The 18,631-nt window shown below is 39.8% G+C and carries 14 protein-coding genes; 7 read left to right on the forward strand and 7 right to left on the reverse strand.

Annotated elements, in window-relative coordinates; all coding sequences use genetic code 11:
• Positions 1 to 19: 19 nt before the first annotated feature.
• On the reverse strand, positions 20 to 1,612 hold the full coding sequence (locus ANA_RS15665; protein WP_015081015.1) for a glycoside hydrolase family 57 protein: 1,593 nt from the start codon (positions 1,610 to 1,612) through the stop codon (positions 20 to 22).
• A 614-nt stretch (positions 1,613 to 2,226) separates the two neighbouring features.
• Here ANA_RS15665 and ANA_RS15670 point away from each other — a divergent pair.
• The 4 genes from ANA_RS15670 (at position 2,227) to ANA_RS15685 (ending at position 6,961) form a co-directional block, all read left to right on the forward strand.
• Positions 2,227 to 3,591 carry a sedoheptulose 7-phosphate cyclase gene (locus ANA_RS15670; RefSeq protein ID WP_015081016.1) on the forward strand — a complete coding sequence of 455 codons (1,365 nt, stop codon included), beginning with the start codon at positions 2,227 to 2,229 and terminating at the stop codon, positions 3,589 to 3,591.
• An 18-nt stretch (positions 3,592 to 3,609) separates the two neighbouring features.
• The gene (locus ANA_RS15675) at positions 3,610 to 4,443 is read left to right on the forward strand and encodes an O-methyltransferase (protein WP_015081017.1); all 834 of its coding nucleotides are present in this window, start codon (positions 3,610 to 3,612) and stop codon (positions 4,441 to 4,443) included.
• Between the two features lie 115 nt (positions 4,444 to 4,558).
• Complete coding sequence (locus ANA_RS15680) at positions 4,559 to 5,881, forward strand: ATP-grasp domain-containing protein (RefSeq protein ID WP_015081018.1); 1,323 nt, start codon at positions 4,559 to 4,561, stop codon at positions 5,879 to 5,881.
• Positions 5,882 to 5,941: 60 nt separating this feature from the next.
• Positions 5,942 to 6,961 (forward strand): D-alanine--D-alanine ligase family protein, encoded by a 1,020-nt coding sequence (locus ANA_RS15685; RefSeq protein WP_015081019.1) that lies wholly within the window; start codon positions 5,942 to 5,944, stop codon positions 6,959 to 6,961.
• Here ANA_RS15685 and rsgA read toward each other — a convergent pair.
• The 5 genes from rsgA to grpE form a co-directional block, all read right to left on the reverse strand.
• On the reverse strand, positions 6,958 to 8,115 hold the full coding sequence (rsgA, locus tag ANA_RS15690; RefSeq protein ID WP_015081020.1) for a small ribosomal subunit biogenesis GTPase RsgA: 1,158 nt from the start codon (positions 8,113 to 8,115) through the stop codon (positions 6,958 to 6,960). The genes ANA_RS15685 and rsgA overlap by 4 nt on opposite strands.
• On the reverse strand, positions 8,112 to 8,369 hold the full coding sequence (locus tag ANA_RS15695) for a sulfurtransferase TusA family protein (protein ID WP_015081021.1): 258 nt from the start codon (positions 8,367 to 8,369) through the stop codon (positions 8,112 to 8,114). The genes rsgA and ANA_RS15695 overlap by 4 nt, the downstream gene beginning before the upstream one ends.
• Positions 8,366 to 9,505, reverse strand: coding sequence for a molecular chaperone DnaJ (gene dnaJ, locus ANA_RS15700; RefSeq protein ID WP_015081022.1), 1,140 nt, complete (start codon positions 9,503 to 9,505; stop codon positions 8,366 to 8,368). Before dnaJ ends, ANA_RS15695 begins: the two co-directional genes overlap by 4 nt.
• 433 nt (positions 9,506 to 9,938) lie before the next feature.
• A complete protein-coding gene (dnaK, locus tag ANA_RS15705; protein WP_015081023.1) occupies positions 9,939 to 11,804 on the reverse strand; it encodes a molecular chaperone DnaK in 1,866 nt (621 codons plus the stop codon).
• A 715-nt stretch (positions 11,805 to 12,519) separates the two neighbouring features.
• A complete protein-coding gene (gene grpE / locus ANA_RS15710; protein WP_015081024.1) occupies positions 12,520 to 13,194 on the reverse strand; it encodes a nucleotide exchange factor GrpE in 675 nt (224 codons plus the stop codon).
• A gap of 472 nt (positions 13,195 to 13,666) precedes the next feature.
• On the opposite strand from grpE, the gene ANA_RS15715 reads away from it, so the two are divergent.
• Both ANA_RS15715 and ANA_RS15720 read left to right on the forward strand, forming a co-directional pair.
• The gene (locus ANA_RS15715; RefSeq protein WP_015081025.1) at positions 13,667 to 15,667 is read left to right on the forward strand and encodes an ATPase, T2SS/T4P/T4SS family; all 2,001 of its coding nucleotides are present in this window, start codon (positions 13,667 to 13,669) and stop codon (positions 15,665 to 15,667) included.
• Between the two features lie 64 nt (positions 15,668 to 15,731).
• Entirely contained in the window at positions 15,732 to 16,832 is a 1,101-nt protein-coding gene (locus ANA_RS15720) for a type IV pilus twitching motility protein PilT (protein WP_015081026.1), read from the forward strand.
• Here ANA_RS15720 and ANA_RS27135 read toward each other — a convergent pair.
• Positions 16,819 to 16,965: a hypothetical protein gene (locus ANA_RS27135; RefSeq protein WP_200863829.1), complete on the reverse strand. Its 147-nt coding sequence runs from the start codon at positions 16,963 to 16,965 to the stop codon at positions 16,819 to 16,821. The genes ANA_RS15720 and ANA_RS27135 overlap by 14 nt on opposite strands.
• A gap of 31 nt (positions 16,966 to 16,996) precedes the next feature.
• Here ANA_RS27135 and ANA_RS15725 point away from each other — a divergent pair, with 31 nt between their 5' ends.
• Positions 16,997 to 18,220, forward strand: a complete 1,224-nt coding sequence (locus tag ANA_RS15725) for a type II secretion system F family protein (protein WP_015081027.1) — start codon at positions 16,997 to 16,999, stop codon at positions 18,218 to 18,220.
• Positions 18,221 to 18,631: the final 411 nt, after the last annotated feature.

The following is an 18,631-nucleotide window of genomic DNA, read 5'->3' on the forward strand; positions in this document are numbered from 1 at the left end:
TCGGGGATCTGGGAACTACTTAAAATGCTGGCCGATAAACACGATAGTTAATATTGGGGAAAATATTATCCATTGATTCGACTTTTTCCAACCAACCACTATCAACCTTACCAACTTTCACATCTTCATACAGCTTATTAAAACGCATTAAATGCGATCGCGTTCTTCTGACTGCATAGGGAACCATTGTTCCTGTCCGCATAATAAACGCCCAGTCAGAAGATTGTGCTAATAACAATTCTCGCGCAGCTTGGTTAAGTGCTTTTTCCTGTAATTCATCTTCAGCTTCAATTTGGGAAATTTCAATCATCCGTTCCGCAGCTTTGTGCAAATGTGGATAAACCCAAGCATTAGTATCATTCAACCAATATTCATGGAAACCCTTAAAGCCCCAACTCGACTGAGCAGGACGACATACTTGTTGCTGAGGATTAGCCCGTAAATAATCGGCTAAATGGGTCATTTCATAGGTTTTCTGGTCATACCATGACTTACGGAACAGATAATCAATGAACCAAGGACCCTCATACCACCAATGACCGAATAACTCCGCATCATAGGGAGATACAATAATTGGCGGCCGACCCATGATATTGTGTAAATGCCCAGCTTGCTGCTCACGATTATACATGAAGTTAGCAGCGTGTTCTGCACTTTTTTCCTTTGCCCAGTAAGGATCATAAAGAGCTTTATCGGAAAGACCTAAGCCCCGTCCGGTAATTTTATGATACTTAATACCTGTATTTTTGCGCTGACCATTGGGCATAATATAGGGCTTAATATATTCATATTCCGCTTCCCAACCCAAATCTTTATAAAATTCCCGATATTCGGCTGCACCAGGATAACCCACTTCAGAAGACCATACTTGCTGGGAAGATTCATGATCTCGACCAAAAGCCGCTACACCCGGTTCTGTAAAAATTGGGGCATAACTACCGAAGCGCGGACGGGGACGAGCGTATAAAATGCCATGACCATCAGTGAGGAAATAACGTAAACCAGCATCCGCCAGCATTCGCTCCACACCTTCATAATAGGCGCATTCTGGCAACCATATCCCTCTAGGGGCTTGGTCAAAGGTTTCCTCATAATGTTCACAGGCTACCTGAATTTGCGCCCACACAGCTTGGGGATACATTTTCATTAATGGTAAGTAGCCGTGAGTCGCACCACAGGTGATAATTTCTAAGTTATTACTATCTTGGAACTGTTTAAACGCTGTAACTAAATCACCCTGATAACGTTCCCATAACTCCCGCGCTTGATTAAATTCAGTTGCATAATGTTCTGCTAAATACCGCAGATGACCATTATGAATATTGCGCTCAGATTCTAGTTCTATAAGCTCTTCTAATTGTGATAAGTGAGCATCATAGCGTTCTTGCAGTAAAGGATCACGAAGCATAGAAATCAAAGGCGGAGTCATACTCATGGTGAGTTTGAAATCAACACCATCTCGTTTTAAGCCTTCAAATACTTTTAATAAAGGAATGTAAGTTTCAGTAATCGCTTCATATAGCCATTCTTCCTCTAGCACGTAGTCACTTCCGGGGTGACGAACGAAGGGTAAATGTGCATGAAGTACAAGCGCGACGTAGCCTATAGCCATAATAGTTTGAGGGTGGTTTGTAAATTGAAGGTCGAGAATTGGTAGAAATTAAGAATATTTTAAGATGATATCGGGATCATGAAAGAAGTTTTATCAGAACAACCAATCTAGGGCTAGATACTGATCATGACTGGGTGCAAAGTAACTTACTTGACTTTTTTTCGCTCGTTTTCACTAATATATCTTTTTTTCGCTTATTCCTAGTACCATAATATATTTTTTTTGACAAGTATTTAAATCACTAAATCTATTCAAATTATTTTAGGCAAAAAGATTTTGTATTAATTTAACTAATACATAAAGTTTATATAACCAATCAGCGATACTAATGTGTTAATCTTTGTAAAGAACTTTCATGAAATTTCATTATTTACTCACAAGCTACTAGCCAAGATGAGAAAACTTAATTTTTTGTTACTTTTTTGATTAAGGTTAAGAGTAAATCTGCTATCCAGCTAACTGGTTAGCGAAAATTATCATGTGAAGTTTCAAGTATCAATTCATCTTGGCAATTTTGTTAAAAGAAAGAACTGTTCAAGTTGAGCTATTCCAGGAAAAGCAATTTTTTCAATTCCATTTTTGCAAATATCAATAATCAGGATAAGGCATTTGAAATGAGTTTACAAAGCATATTACCAACTTCAGAAATCACAGATGAATTAGTAGTAGATACAGGAAAATTTGCTAATCAAACAGAACCAAATATTATTAAACTCACTCATGGGGAAAAGTATCTAACATCCAAGTGGTACACGGGTTCAGGGGAAATAGCACATAAAAAAGATGGGCGTTCTTTTGAGGTTACTGCTAATTTCACGCTCACCTCAGAAGTGAAGGTTGTAGAAGGGATTTTTAAACCTGAAAATGAGATATTAGCTAATATTTATAACAGTCTTGGTCGTTGTGTAGCAGTAATTGACCAAACAGTTAATGAGTTGTATGGTGAGCAGGTTCGCAAATATTTTGATGCTCATGAAATTCCTTTAGAAATGATGGCTTTTCGGGCTTGGGAAGTAGATAAAACCCCAGAAACAGTCCATCGCATTCTAGGGTATTTAGGGAAAGATGGTTGTGATGTTTCCCGCAGCGAACCTGTTCTAATTATTGGTGGTGGTGTTCTTAGTGATGTCGCTGGGTTAGCTTGTGCTTTACAACACCGACGGACTCCTTATGTTATGGTCGGGACGACTGTAGTTGCAGCTATTGATGCTGGTCCTTCACCTCGCACCTGCACCAATGGTAAGCAGTTCAAGAACAGTATTGGTGCTTATCATCCTCCTGTACTCACTTTAGTTGACCGGAGTTTCTTCCGCACTTTGGCTACTGGTCATATCCGTAATGGAATAGCGGAAATTATTAAAATGGCCATTACCGATGATGCTGTTTTGTTTGAATTGTTGGAAAAATACGGATCTCGTTTAATTGAAACTCACTTTGCAACTTTAGGAGAAAATCAGGAGTTAGCAGAAATTGCAGACGATATTATTTATCGAGCATTGTTCTCTTATATGAAGCATGAGGGAACGAATATGTTTGAGACTTATCAAGATCGTCCCCATGGTTATGGACATACTTGGAGTCCCCGATTTGAACCTGCGGTGAAAATGATGCACGGTCACGCGGTGACTACTGGTATGGCTTTTGGTGCAACTTTAGCTGTGGAAATGAATTGGTTAAAATCAGAAGACCGCGATCGCATTATTGCATTATGTCAGTCTCTAGGTTTAACTGTTTATCATCCTATTCTCGAAGACATAGACCTGATGATTGAAGGTCAAAAAAATATGCGTCGCAAGCGGGGAGAAGGTGGACTTTGGGCGCCTGTTCCTAGAGGTGGTATTGGTGCTTGTGACTATATTCAAGAAGTCTCACCCGAATTACTCGAAACTGCTGTCGCAGCCCATAAAGCCGTATGTAGCACATTACCTAATCACGGTGCAGGAATAGAAATGTATCTTAGTGATTTGGGTTTGGAATAGGAGTTGGAAATAATAAAAATGACTGAAACTTTAGTGAAATCTATTACTCCTAGACCGGTTACTCCCTTGGGTATTTTAGTTGAAGAACTAGAAACAACTTTGAAAATAGCCAAGCAGGAAAATGTTTCTGATGAACTTGCAGCTTCTCTACAAAAAGTCTATGACTTAGCATCTGGAATTGATCCTTATTTGGATAAACATACAACCAATGAATCTCCAGCTTTAGCAGTTTTAGCACAAAAAACAGCTTCTGAAGATTGGAGTCAGAGATTTGATGATGGAGAAACAGTCCGTCAGTTAGAACAAGAAATGCTTTCTGGACACATTGAAGGACAAACTTTAAAAATGTTTGTGTCCATGACTAAAGCTAAACGCATTCTAGAAATAGGAATGTTTACCGGATATTCGGCTTTAGCAATGGCGGAAGCATTACCCGCAGATGGTGATATTATTGCCTGTGAAGTGGATGATTATGTAGCTGAGTTTGCTAAAAACTGTTTTCAAACTTCTCTCCACGGTCGTAAAATCACAGTTAAAATTGCTCCCGCTTTACAAACATTACAAGAATTAGCAAATGCAGGAGAAACCTTTGATTTAGTCTTCATAGACGCTGATAAAAAAGAGTATGTTGATTACTTCAACTTACTTTTAAATACCGGACTCCTGGCTGAAAATGGTTTTATTTTTGTAGATAATACCCTACTCCAAGGACAACCTTATTTAGTCCCAGCAAAGAGAACAGCTAACGGAGAAGCTATAGCACAATTCAATCAAATTGTAGCCGCAGATCCAAGAGTTGAACAGGTCATTTTACCATTACGAGATGGTTTAACCATCATCAAACGTAAATAACACAAAATTGTAGGTTGGGTTAAGCGACAGCGCAACCCAACACTCTACAAATTTCATAAAATGTTGGGTTTTCTTCCGTCAACCCAACCTACATAATTCTATTTACCACAAAATTATGAATTCGATTATTTCTCTATTTCAAACTCTGGGAACTTTGCTTTTACTCTCTTTGATTTTACCGATTAATTTAATTATTGTCCTCATTTCCTTAATTATTAATTTCCTCACCCTTCCTTTTCAGAAAAAGATTATTTGTGAAAATCCTCAAAACATCCTCTTAACAGGAGGAAAAATGACAAAATCTTTACAACTTGCGCGTTCTTTTCATCGCGCTGGACATAAAGTATTTATGGTAGAAACTCACAAATATTGGTTATCAGGACATCAATTTTCTAACGCAGTGACAAAATTCTTTACAGTACCCGCACCAGAAAAAGATGCAAATGGCTATTTGCAAGGATTATTAAATATTGTAAAAGCAGAAAATATAGATGTATTTATTCCTGTTTCTAGTCCCGTAGCAAGTTATTATGATTCCTTAGCAAAACCCATTTTATCTCCCCATTGTGAAGTATTTCATTTTGATGCTGAGATGACCAAAATATTAGATGATAAATTTAGTTTATGTGATCAAGCGCGGAATTTAGGTTTAACAGCACCAAAAGCATTTTTGATTACTTCCCCAGCACAAATCCTCAATTTTGACTTTACAAAAGATCATAGTCGCTACTTACTCAAAAGCATTAAATATGATTCTGTAACTCGATTAGATATGACAAAATTACCATTTGAAGGAATGGAAGAATATATCAAAAGCTTACCAATTAGTGCAGAAAGACCTTGGGTAATGCAGGAATTTGTCAAGGGACAAGAATATTGTACTCACAGCACCGTTAGAAATGGAGAAATTCGTTTACATTGTTGTTCTAAATCTTCTCCTTTTCAAATTAATTATGAACAAATTGATAACCCAGAAATATTTCAATGGGTTAAACATTTTGTCAAATCATTAAACTTAACCGGACAAATTTCTTTTGATTTTATTCAAACAACAGACGGTAAAGTTTACCCGATTGAGTGTAACCCCCGCACTCACACCGCAATTACTATGTTTTATAATCATCCAGGGTTAGCAAATGCTTATTTAAGTGAAAATGAACTACATATAGAACCTTTAGCAACAAGTAAACCAACTTATTGGTTATATCATGAACTTTGGAGATTTACAGGAATTCGTTCTTTTAGTCAATTCAAAGCATGGATAAATAAAATTACTGAAGGTACAGATGCTATTTTTCAAGGAGATGATCCTTTACCATTTTTGATGGTTCATCATTGGCAAATTACTTTATTATTACTCCAAAATCTATTAAAATTGAAAGGTTGGGTAAAAATAGATTTTAATATTGGTAAGTTAGTAGAAATTGGTGGTGACTAGTAATTTTAAACAAAATTCAGGCTGAAGATCATAATTAGAGATGAGAGAGGAAAATAAATTATGTCAAAACTGCGTATTCTTCATTTAGTTGGATCAGCACACAATGATTTTTACTGTAATTTGTCGCGTCTTTACGCTCAAGATTGTTTAACAGGAATAGCAAATCAATCCCTCTATGATTTTGAAATTGCATACATTACACCTGATCTTTTGTGGAGATTTCCCCCTTCTCTAAGTTCAGAAGATATTGCTATCACAAAACCTATGTCTCTATTTAAAGCTATAGAGTTTCTAACAGCGCGAAACATTGATTTGGTATTACCACAAATGTTTTGTATCCCGGGAATGACTCACTACCGCTCCCTATTGGATTTGCTCAAAATTCCCTACATAGGTAATACTCCAGATATTATGGCCATAACAGCCCACAAAGCCAGAGCAAAAGCCATTGTTGCCGCAGCAGGGGTAAAAGTTCCTCGTGGAGAAATTCTGCGTTCTGGAGACATTCCCACCATTAAACCTCCAGCAGTCGTTAAACCTGCAAGTTCCGATAACTCTCTAGGAGTAACTTTAGTTAAAGATGCTACTGAATACGAAACTGCTTTAAAGACAGGGTTTGAATATGCAAAGGAAGTGATTGTAGAAGAATACATCGAACTTGGTCGAGAAGTCAGATGTGGTATTATTGTTAAAGATGGAGAATTAGTGGGTTTACCATTAGAAGAGTATCTAGTAAACTCTCACAAACCCATCCGCAACTATGCTGATAAACTCCAACAAGGAGATGATGGCAACTTATATTTGACCGCTAAAGATAATATAAAAGCTTGGATTGTAAATACGCATGACCCCATCACCCAAAAGGTTCAGGAAATGGCTAAAAAGTGTCATCAAGCTTTAGGTTGTCGTCATTATAGTTTATTTGATTTTCGCATTGATCCAAACGGAGAACCTTGGTTTTTAGAAGCTGGTTTATATTGTTCTTTCGCGCCTAAAAGTGTCATTTCATCTATGGCCAAAGCCGCGGGAATCCCTCTCAATGAGTTATTAATAACTGCTATTAATGAAACATTGGGTTAATCCTCACTTTCTCGATATAACTCCTGTAAGTCTTGTAATTGGGTTTTACGGGCAATTCGGCGATATTTTTTACTTTCTAGTTTTGGTTCGTACTGACTTTGACCTTTACCTTTAGATATTAATTTCAGATTTGATTCGGGGTCAGCTTGTTGGTTAAGATGGCTTTGATGGGCTAAAGCATCTTCTAAAAATTCTAAATAATGCTGATATCTTTCCCAATCACCACTAACAGCACAGTCTGGCTCATCTTTATGGATACAATCACTAAAGCGACAATGGGCAACAGCTAGGCGTTCTCTTGCTTCTGGGAAATAGTGAATTAACTCTTGGGGGCTACAATCTAAATCTGGTTGATTAAAACCGGGAGTATCTGCTAATAAACCACCTTTCGGCATTTCAAATAATTCTACATGACGGGTGGTATGACGACCACGGGCTAATTTACCGGAAACTTCACCGACGCGCAGGTTAATATCGGGAATCAAACTATTAATTAAGCTGGATTTTCCCACACCAGAAGGACCAGCAATCACAGTAATTTTATCCTGCAAATATGTGGCTATTTGGTTAATATTAATGTTGTTTTGAACGCTAATAAATAAAGGTTGATAACCCCAAGCCAGGAGACGGTCATTAATTTGCTGTTTTTCTTCTAAAGAAACTAAATCACATTTATTCAAACATAACAGCACATCAACGCCTGTAGACTCAGCCTTAATTAGAAATCTACTCAATTGAATAGGTTCTAAAGGCGGGTCAGCCACCGCAAAAACCAGGAGAATTTGATTGACATTAGCGATCGCGGGGCGATTTAATTGACTATGACGCGGTAAAACCTCACCCACAGCCCCTCGTCCCCCAGTCCAATCTGGTTCTTCCACAATCACGCGATCGCCCACCATCACCTGTTGACCAATCTTTTTTAAGCGCGTCCTTCTTGTGCAGAGAAGGATAGGGGAAGAAGGGGACAGGTGACAGGGAACAGGTGACAGCGAAGAAGGGGAAGAAGAACTTTCTATTATTTCTGAACTCCTGACTCCTGACTCCTGACTCCTGACTCCTTCTTCTTCATCCATCTGCACTCGATAAAAATTCGCCTGTACAGCTACAACCGTACCCAATAACTGTTTAGTAGAAACACTTTTCCCTGTCATGCCGCAGCAACCGGACGGCGAATAACTAGGGAAAAATAGCCAGCGCAATCTGTCACTTGTTCTATTTGATAACCAGCCATTGTCAGACTATCAGGAACTTGTTCTATCGGTTCACCTGGATCTAACCAAACTTCTAGTAAACCCCCAGGGGGCATTTTTTCCAGATATAGTTTTGTCCGCACAAAATTAATCGGGCAAGGAGTCCCACGCAAATCCAGTTGAGCGTCAGGGGTTAATATCAAAGAGCCACTCATGACTTAAATAAGTTTCCTATGAATCCGTCGAAACCACCTTTACCTGTCCTGTCTCCCTTAATCTTAGCTAGTTTCTCTAGCAATTCCCGTTCCTCTGGGATGATCTTCGTGGGGATATCAATTAACACCGTCAACAGATGATCACCGCGACTCACAGGATTACCCAGACGGGGAACACCACGATTTTCCAATTTCATCACCGTATTCGGTTGAGTTCCAGAGGGAATAATTAACTCCACAGGTCCATCTACCGTATTTACCTCCAATCGGCAACCTAAAATCGCTTGTAAGTAGCTAATTTTAATTTCCGAGTTAATATTAATGCCTTCACGATGAAATTCTTCATCTTCATTGACAAACAAGTAGACGTATAAATCACCCGGAGGACCATTGCGTTGACCCGCATCTCCTTCTTGGGAAATCCGTAGTCTCGTGCCATTGTCTACACCAGCGGGAACATTGATTTTGAGTTTCTTTGTAACCTGATTTGCGCCCTTACCATCACAAGCATCACATTTATCTTCTACAACCGTTCCTGAGCCATCACAGGTGGGACAAGTTGACACTTGGGTAAAACTACCAAATGGCGTTCTTGTTACCCTTCTAACTTGACCTGAACCACTACAAGTGCTGCAAGTCCGAGGACGAGTTCCTGATTTAGCACCAGAACCATTACAAACTTCACAAGTTTCTAAATGGGAAATGCGAATTTCCTTTTCCCCACCAAATACCGCTTCCCGAAAATCTAATTTCAGGTCTAGGCGCAGATCATCACCGCGGACTGGTCCACCACGCCGTCTTTGTTGGGGTTGTCCACCTGGAGCCCCAGCAAAGCCGCTGAAAATACTTTCAAAGATATCGGCAAAACCACCCATATCTCCCATATCTTGGAAACCAGCGCCAGCCGCAGCCGCACCGGAAACACCAGCTTCACCAAAGCGGTCGTAACGAGCGCGAACCTCCGGCTCTGATAGCACTTCGTAGGCGCGGTTAATTTCTTTGAATCGTTCCTCTGCCCCAGATTCTTTATTCACATCTGGGTGATATTTTCGGGCTAGGCGGCGATAAGCCTGTTTAATCTCTTCTTTGTCGGCGTCACGAGAGACACCCAGGGTTTCATAATAGTCTCGGGCCATATAGCAAGGTTAAGAATTATAAGGAAGCAGAAGTACGGAAAACAGTAACTAATAGGTTTAAGGTAACACTTTAACAAGAATACAGAAATTTAGGAATGCAAATAGCGTGGGGTCACGCTAAGTCATGCTCTTTAGTTTAATTTTTGTTAATAATTAATTTTACCAATATTTTTTTGCTAGTGTTTGCTATCACCGATGATTAATCTTTTATTATTGTGCTATTCAGATGTCGAAAAACCCACCTCTTGATTATAGGAACTAGCCGTACCATTAAATGTGGAAAACCCGACCTATACTTTTAGTTCTATCTGTGATATGCGCTCCTGTGTTCCCTGGTAGATGAAGAAAATATATCCTTGCTTCTCTAAATAACTACTTGAGAAACACATTTCTTTACAGTAAATTTATACAAGTATTAAATAGATTAGGAGGTCTATTCTTCGGTAAGATTTATTTGCGTGGCAGCTTCTGATTTTAAATCTTCATTATCAACCTGGTTGTAAACATTTGTACCAATAGCAAAGATAGTTTGCTGGAAATCCTCTAAAAGGGTCTTCAACTGTGTGGGGGACATATTCGGATTGTTCATTGCCCTTTGCAATTGTTCAACTTTCTGATTAGCCAAAGCTATCAACTGCTCACTGACTAAATTGGGATTATCCCGTAATGTTGAAGCATAAGTAAACAAGAGATTATTCGCTTGGTTTTTGAGTTCCACCAGTTCTTTACGTCTTTGATCTTCTCCGGAAAATAACTCAGCTTGTTGCCGCATTTGCTCAATTTCGTTGTTACTTAAACCGCCTGTACTTGTAATCCGAATACTTTGTTCTCTACCTGTACCTTTATCTTGAGCCGCAACTTTGAGAATGCCATTCACATCAATTTCAAAAGCCACTTCAATTTGGGGAATGCCGCGAGGAGCAGGAGGAATCCCACTGAGGAGAAACTGCCCTAGACTTTTGTTATCCTTGGCCATGGAGCGTTCTCCTTGGAGGACATGAACTTCTACGGATGTTTGACCATCAACGGCTGTAGAAAATATTTGAGCTTTGCTAGTGGGAATAGTGGTATTCCGGTCAATAATTTTGGTGAATACTTCTCCTAGTGTTTCAATCCCTAAAGATAGAGGTGTGACATCTAACAGTAATAGGGTATTTAATTCTCCTCCCAAAACTCCGGCTTGGATAGCTGCACCTAGTGCTACTGCTTCATCAGGGTTGACGGAATGATCTGGGATTTTGCCATTGAAAAATTTGATCAGGGCGTTTTGAACAGCAGGAATGCGGGTAGAACCTCCTACTAAAATAATCTTATCTATATTCTGCGGTTTGACTTCTGCATCTTTGAGGGCTTGCATCATTGGGGCGATAGTCTCCTTGATTAAACTCCCTGTTAGTTCTTCAAATTGAGAACGACTGAGTTCCATTTCCAGATGCTTTGGTCCAGTAGCATCAGCAGTGATAAATGGCAGGTTAATGGAGGTAATAACCATACTAGATAGTTCAACTTTGGCTTTTTCCGCGGCTTCTCGCACGCGTTGGAGTGCCATTTTGTCTTGGGTAATGTCTATTTTCTCTTCTGCTAGGAATCGCTCTACCATCCAGCAAACAATGGCATTATCAAAGTCGTCTCCGCCGAGATGATTATTACCACAGGTGGCTTTAACTTCAAAAACTCCATCTCCTAGTTGGAGAATAGATACGTCAAATGTCCCCCCTCCTAAGTCAAATACTAAAATTAATTGCTCTTGATCTTGTTTGTCTAGACCGAAGGCTAGGGCGGCGGCGGTGGGTTCGTTGATAATTCTTAATACTTCTAGTCCAGCAATAGTACCTGCATCTTTTGTGGCTTGTCTTTGGGCATCTGTAAAATATGCTGGTACGGTAATTACGGCTTTTGTCACTTCGTCACCTAAGAAATTTTCCGCGTCTTGCTTGAGTTTTTTCAAGACCATAGCGGATATTTCTTGGGGTGTGTAATTTTGTCCGCGAATTTGGACATCAACGGTATTATCTTTTCCTTTGATGCAATTATAAGGGACGCGACCGCGCTCTAATTCTGTATCTTCCCAGCGACGACCGATAAATCTTTTAATACTGTAGACTGTGTTTTCGGCATTAGTTATAGTTTGTCGCTTTGCTAATTGTCCGATGAGGCGATCTTTCCCTTTACCAAAGGCTACAATGCTAGGGGTAGTGCGTCCACCTTCGGAGTTGGCAATTACTTTTGGTCGCCCAGATTCCAAAACAGCTACACAACTATTCGTAGTCCCTAAGTCAATCCCAATAACTTTTCCCATACTTGAATTATTTTTAATAAAATACTCCACCGTAATTATTCACAAGCGGTTGTGTTTTAGCTGAATAGGTTGGCGTTAAAAATTGTCGTTATGACAAGGGAACAGGGAACACTATGGCTTACGCCACGCTTCGCTATCGACAAGCTCAGTGCATCCCAGGGAACAGGGAATTCCAGAAAAGGTTTTGAGCAACTTTACTTGTCCTTACATATTACTCTTCGAGAAGCCGCTCCACGTCTACGGTTTTTTTCCGTTCACCTACTTACAGGCAATAAATTTATGCAACCTTTATGCAAACTTTATGAAAAACACATTTATTATAGGCGATCGCACACACAGAGTCCACAGTTTTAAAAATTAGTATTACAAACAAGGGAATAGGGAACAGATACAGGGAAGAGATACAGAACTTTCCGGTGTTATGAGGTACATACCCAGCGGACATACTATGGTTAACGCCACGTCGCGCTATCGCCAAGTGTTACAGTGAGCTGGCGATGCCCTGAGCTTGTCGAAGGGTCGAACTGCTCAGTACAAGTCTTGCCCGCTATATACGTACCTCATGAAACTGGAAAGTTCTGTAAGTAAGTATCAACAACCTTATAGCGGTTATTGGTTGGGTGAAATACAAGAACCCCAACCCCCTACTTGCTTGCAGGGAGGGGGGCTTATGACTGTATCTCATTTAAGTGCATACCGCTATATGCTGTTCATGTTAACCGTTATCTTGGCTAGACAAATCTTCTGATTCTAAAGATATATATTCTCTGGGAGCAGCTACTTTCACCATGGCATGGCGGAGGACACGCTCACCAAAATAGTAGCCGCGAACTAACTCTTCTAAAACTGTTCCTTCTGGATGTTCATCTGTCGGTTCTCGCATGACGGCTTCATGCAAATTCGGGTCAAATTCTTGACCTTCAGGACGCATGGGTGCTACACCTAGACGTTTTAGACAATCTACCAACTGTTTGTAAACCCCTTGATAACTCTTATGAATTGTCATTTCACCATCACCTTGGGGTTTGAGGTGCGCTCGCGCTCGCTCAAAATTATCTACAACAGGTAGCAATTCTGTAATTGTATTTCGCTTTACCTGTAAGTCAATTTCTTCTTTTTCTTTGGCAGTTCGTTTGCGATAATTCTCAAAATCTGCGGCAATTCGCATATACTGAGTGCTACGGTCTTCTAGTTGGGTTTTGAGCGTTTCAATTTGTTGATTTAACTCTGCTAAAACAGCGATATCTACTTCAATAGGGTTGGCTGTAGCATCACCATGTTCTTCAGTGAGTATGTTATCTCCCTGTTCATTTATTTGGTTTGCTACTTGCTCATTAACCTCGCTGCTAGATTCATTGGAGTTAATTTCGGACGGGGAGTCACTTTTCATAAGAATATGTGGTATGTGGTAAATTCAGTCACTTAAGTGCTGAGAGGAATGGTTTGAGGTAAACTTAGGTGTGTTCGGTGACTTTAGCAACTGCTGGCTATATCTTGAGTTGATTAGCCTAATTCCTGGCTTATATAGTGTACCTGTTTATTTTCGTTTACTATTATTTACTCATTCCAGATGCTTTTAACAGCAGAAATTTAACGATCATTCAGCTAGTAAGCTAATTTTGGGTTTAAATCCCCCTTTTCAACAACCCGCTGACGACGGACTGCTCTTTTAATTACCAATATTTTGGCAGGAAGTGATACCACTAAGCTGTCACGCATCTAGTTTTTGAACCCAATCTGGGCTATAGGCGGGTTTCTACCTCCAAATTATACATGAATGAAATTTCATACAGAATGAGAATTATCTGCCACAGTATGGGAATACTTAAAAAAGAGGTTTCTCTACCCTAACCCAATTGCTTATGACTTACTCATCACCACAACGGCGTAGCACTGCGCTGACTACAAGAACTGAGTTTTCGCCTTTCGTTAATAAATTAGTAGCGTCTGGCTATGTCAATAATGAACAAATGAAGCAGGCTGTAATTGCCAGCCGCAAGTCCGGTAAACCACTGACAGAAGTATTAGAATCAATTACTGAGCGAAAATTATCACCTGAGTTTGTCACCGAATACAAAAAACAACATTTATTTGAACTCACAATTTTATACGGCGTTGAGTCTCTTGATCCCGCAATCTACGAAATTGATCCAACAAACGTGGGGAATTTAATTCAAACCCTCATTCCTATTGATATCTGTCGTCGGCATCAGTTAATCCCATTGTCAAGAAATGATAACCAAAGCCCACCTTATGTGTTGGTGGCTATGGTTGATCCAGATAATTTAGATGCTTATGATGATATTAATCGGATTTTGCGTTCCCAAGGCTTGTCTTTTCAACGCAGGGTAATTACCCAGAAAGATTATCAGGACATCATTAACAAATTTTTAAATGAACAAGCAGCACGCCAAAAGACATTAGAGCAGCAAAAAAATTATGATGTCAAGGGTGATTTAGACAATCTAGAAACTCTGGACATAGATGAAAGTAGTGATAATGATGTTGATTTAGATAATGCTATGAAGGGTGCTGATCAGGCACCAATCATTAAACTTGTGAATCGGATTTTGTTGAAGGCTTTAAATGAGGGTGTTTCGGATATTCACATTGAACCGCAGGAAGAATATTTACGGATTCGTTTCCGTAAGGATGGGATATTACGTGAGGCATTTGATAATATGCCGAAAAAAATTATCCCAGCGGTAACAGCCCGATTTAAAATTATTTCTAACCTGGACATTGCTGAAAGACGGTTACCTCAAGATGGCCGGATTCGCCGGATATTTGCCGGAAGAAAGGTGGATTTCCGGGTAAATACTCTACCTAGTCGCTATGGAGAAAAGGTTGTTTTACGGATTTTAGATAACACTGGAACTCAATTAGGTTTGGATAAGTTAATTACTGACCCAGAAACCTTAAATATTGTTAAGGATATGGTTAGTAAGCCATTCGGGTTGATTTTAGTGACCGGACCAACTGGTTCGGGTAAAACTACTTCGTTGTATTCGGCACTATCAGAAAAGAATGATCCGGGGATTAATATCAGTACAGTAGAAGATCCAATTGAGTATAGTTTACCGGGGATTACTCAAGTACAGGTAATTCGGGAAAAGGGGTTGGATTTCTCGACGGCCTTGCGGGCTTTCTTGCGTCAAGATCCAGATGTGTTGCTGGTGGGGGAAACACGGGATCGGGAAACTGCGAAAACGGCGATTGAGGCAGCATTAACCGGTCACTTGGTATTAACTACTTTACACACTAATGATGCGCCAGGAGCGATCGCTCGCTTGGGAGAAATGGGTATTGAACCTTTCAAGATTTCCAGTTCCTTAATTGGTGTTTTAGCACAACGTCTAGTTCGTTGTGTCTGTTCTGAATGTCGTATAGCATACACTCCGACCATTGAAGAACTAGCTCGCTATGGTCTATCCGTTTCCCAAGAAGCTCAGGTAACTTTCTACAAAGCCAATACTATCCCACCAGAAGAAATAGCCAGCCATAAAAATCTTTGTCAAAAATGTGGTGGTGTTGGCTACAACGGGCGTTGTGGGGTTTATGAAGTAATGCGGATGACTGAAGAATTACAAACTCTGATCAACAAGGAAGCACCTACAAAAAGGATTAAAGAAGTAGCTGTTGAAGAGGGGATGAAAACCTTACTAGCTTACAGTTTGGACTTAGTTCGTCAAGGAACAACTACCTTAGAAGAAGTAGAGCGAGTAACACTTACAGATGACGGTTTAGAGGCTGAATTAAAAGCTAAACGCAAAAGTGGTCTGACTTGTCTGACTTGTAGTGGGGAATTACAACCAGAATGGTTAGATTGTCCTTACTGTATGACACCTCGCTTTACAGATTAGCCGCACATTTTGAATTGAGAGTTTTAAGTTTTTTATTGTTAATTAATGGGAGCGAAATCAGACTATGGAAATGATGATTGAAGACTTGATGGAAGAACTAATTACTAGAGGTGGGTCAGACTTGCACCTATCCGCTGGATTGCCTGCCTATTTTCGGATTAGTGGACATCTGACACCTATTGGTGAACACATATTGACGGCTGATGAATGTCAAAGGCTAATTTTCAGTATGCTCAATAACACTCAGCGCAAAACTTTAGAGCAAACATGGGAATTAGATTGTTCTTACGGTGTTAAAGGATTAGCTAGGTTCCGGGTGAATGTCTATAAAGAACGTGGTGCTTATGCTGCTTGTTTACGAGCATTAAGTTCTAAAATTCCTAACTTTGAAAAATTAGGTTTGCCAGATATAGTCCGGGAAATGACGGAAAAACCTAGAGGACTAATTCTCGTCACAGGTCCAACTGGTTCTGGTAAGACTACTACCCTAGCGGCAATGATTGACTTAATTAACCGCACTAGGGCAGAACATATTTTAACAGTTGAAGACCCTGTGGAATTTGTTTATGAACCTATCAAAAGTCTAGTTCACCAACGCCAATTAGGAGAAGATACGAAGAGTTTTGCTAATGCTTTAAAAGCAGCTTTACGAGAAGATCCAAATATTATTATGGTAGGAGAAATGCGGGACTTGGAAACCATTATGTTGGCGATTTCCGCCGCAGAAACAGGTCACTTGGTACTTGGTCCACTACATACAAGTTCTGCCGCACAAACCGTTGACCGGATTATTGACGTTTTTCCCTCAGAAAAACAAACTCAGGTGCGGGTGCAGTTGTCTAACTCCTTAGTCGCAGTTTTTAGTCAGACTTTAGTACCTAAGAAAAATGTCAATTCAGGTGAATATGGGCGAGTAATGGCTCAAGAAATTATGATTATCACTCCCGCTATTTCTAACTTAATTCGGGAAGGAAAAACAGCACAAATTTACTCAGCTATTCAGACGGGTGGTAAGTTGGGAATGCAAACTCTAGAAAAAGTTTTAGCTGATTTGTACAAAGCTGGAACTATTTCTTTTGAAGCAGCAATATCTAAAACTTCTAAACCAGATGAAGTCGAACGTCTAATTGGTGCAACAGCCCCAGTAGGAGCTAAATTACGTTAACAGGCAGGGGGCATGGGGCAGGGGAATATTTCTTCCCAATGACAACTGACAACTGTACGGGCGAAGCATTTGGAGAACTATTTTTGGCAATGACCGATAATTTATCTTCCAAATGCTTCGCCCCTACTGACAACTGACAAATTCTAAAATTTTAAATAAATATTATGCCTACCTACGTTGCTCGTATTCGTGATTCTCAAGGAAAATCCAGGACTGAAAAATTTACCGCTGATTCCTTGACTGATGCCCGCAGTAATATTAGAAATCAAGGTTTTGTTATTCAAGATTTAAAAGAATCTCAAAACTTGGCTTCTCGGTTCGATATCCAAAAGATTCAGAATTCCTTTGTCAAGGTTTCTGTTAAAGATAAAGCAATTTTTTCCCGTCAATTTGCTGCTTTAGTAGATGCGGGTGTAGCCATAGTCAGAGGCTTGACTGTACTTTCTGAGCAATGTAGTAATCCTAAACTTAAAGCTGCTTTAGTAGAAATTTGTGGCGATGTTCAGACTGGAATTAACCTCTCAGATTCCATGCGTAAACATCCTGAGTGTTTTGATGGTTTGTATGTGAGTATGGTACAAGCTGGCGAAATTGGGGGTGTGTTGGATGAAGTCTTAAATCGTCTAGCTAAATTATTAGAAGATATGGCAAGATTACAGAATCAAATTAAATCAGCTATGTCTTATCCAGTGGTTGTGGGTTTTTTAGCAACTGCTATCTTTGTGGGCATGACAGTTTTTCTGATTCCAATTTTCGCAGATATTTTTGTATCCATAGGAGCAGAATTACCACCACTTACATTATTCTTAATGACCTGTAGTCAAGTCTTACGAAGCTATTGGTCTTTGTTGGTTATTGGGATTTTATTTGTATTATGGTTTCTTTATAAGCAGTATTACAAAACCCCTGTTGGTAGGTTACAGATTGATAGTATTGCCCTAAAGCTACCTTTATTTGGTGATTTGATTCAAAAATCTGCTATTGCCCGTTTTAGTCGGACTTTTGGTTCATTGACTCGCTCTGGAGTCCCGATTTTAACTTGTTTAGAAATTGTGCGAGATACATCAGGAAACCAGGTTATTGCTAATGCCATTGACGCTGCCCGTGAAGAGGTTCAACAAGGGGGGATGATTAGTGTTGCTTTGCTCACAGAAAACGTTTTTCCAGCTATGGCAATTCAGATGATGAGTATTGGTGAAGAAACGGGACAACTAGATGCAATGTTAATGAAAGTTGCCGATTTTTATGAAGATGAAGTAGAACAGGCAGTTAAATCACTCACCAGTATTTTAGAACCAGTAATGATTGTGGTAGTGGGGGGAATGGTGGGGATAATTTTGCTGGCTATGTATTTGCCGATGTTCAAAGTATATGACAATATCGGTTAAGGAAAGGTCGCCAGAAAGTATTTGAAAAGTTTCCGGCGATTATAAATCGCTACTACACAAGCAAAGTCCACCTTCGTGAACTAACACAAAATTAAGGTTTTCCAACCCACGCAGGTGGTCACTGAGCTTGTCGATAGCGTAGCGTGGCGTTAGCCATAGTGTGGGTTTCGCCTGTGTAGCCGCGACTTTTAGTCGCTAGGGGTATAATAAATTAGACTTTTCAAACACCCCCTTAGAGAAAGAAGCAGCCGCAGGGAGTAGATGGTAGATTTCTCCAACTGACAACTGACCTAAGTAGGTTGGCGTTGAAAATTGTCGTTATAGCAAGGCAATAGGCAATAGGCAAGAGTAAAGAGTAAAGAAGTTTTCAGCGATTTTACGTTTCTTTACACAGTTTGGTTTTATTGTGTT

The sequence above is a fragment of the Anabaena sp. 90 genome, from assembly GCF_000312705.1.
GTDB classification, from domain to species: Bacteria; Cyanobacteriota; Cyanobacteriia; order Cyanobacteriales; family Nostocaceae; genus Dolichospermum; species Dolichospermum lemmermannii.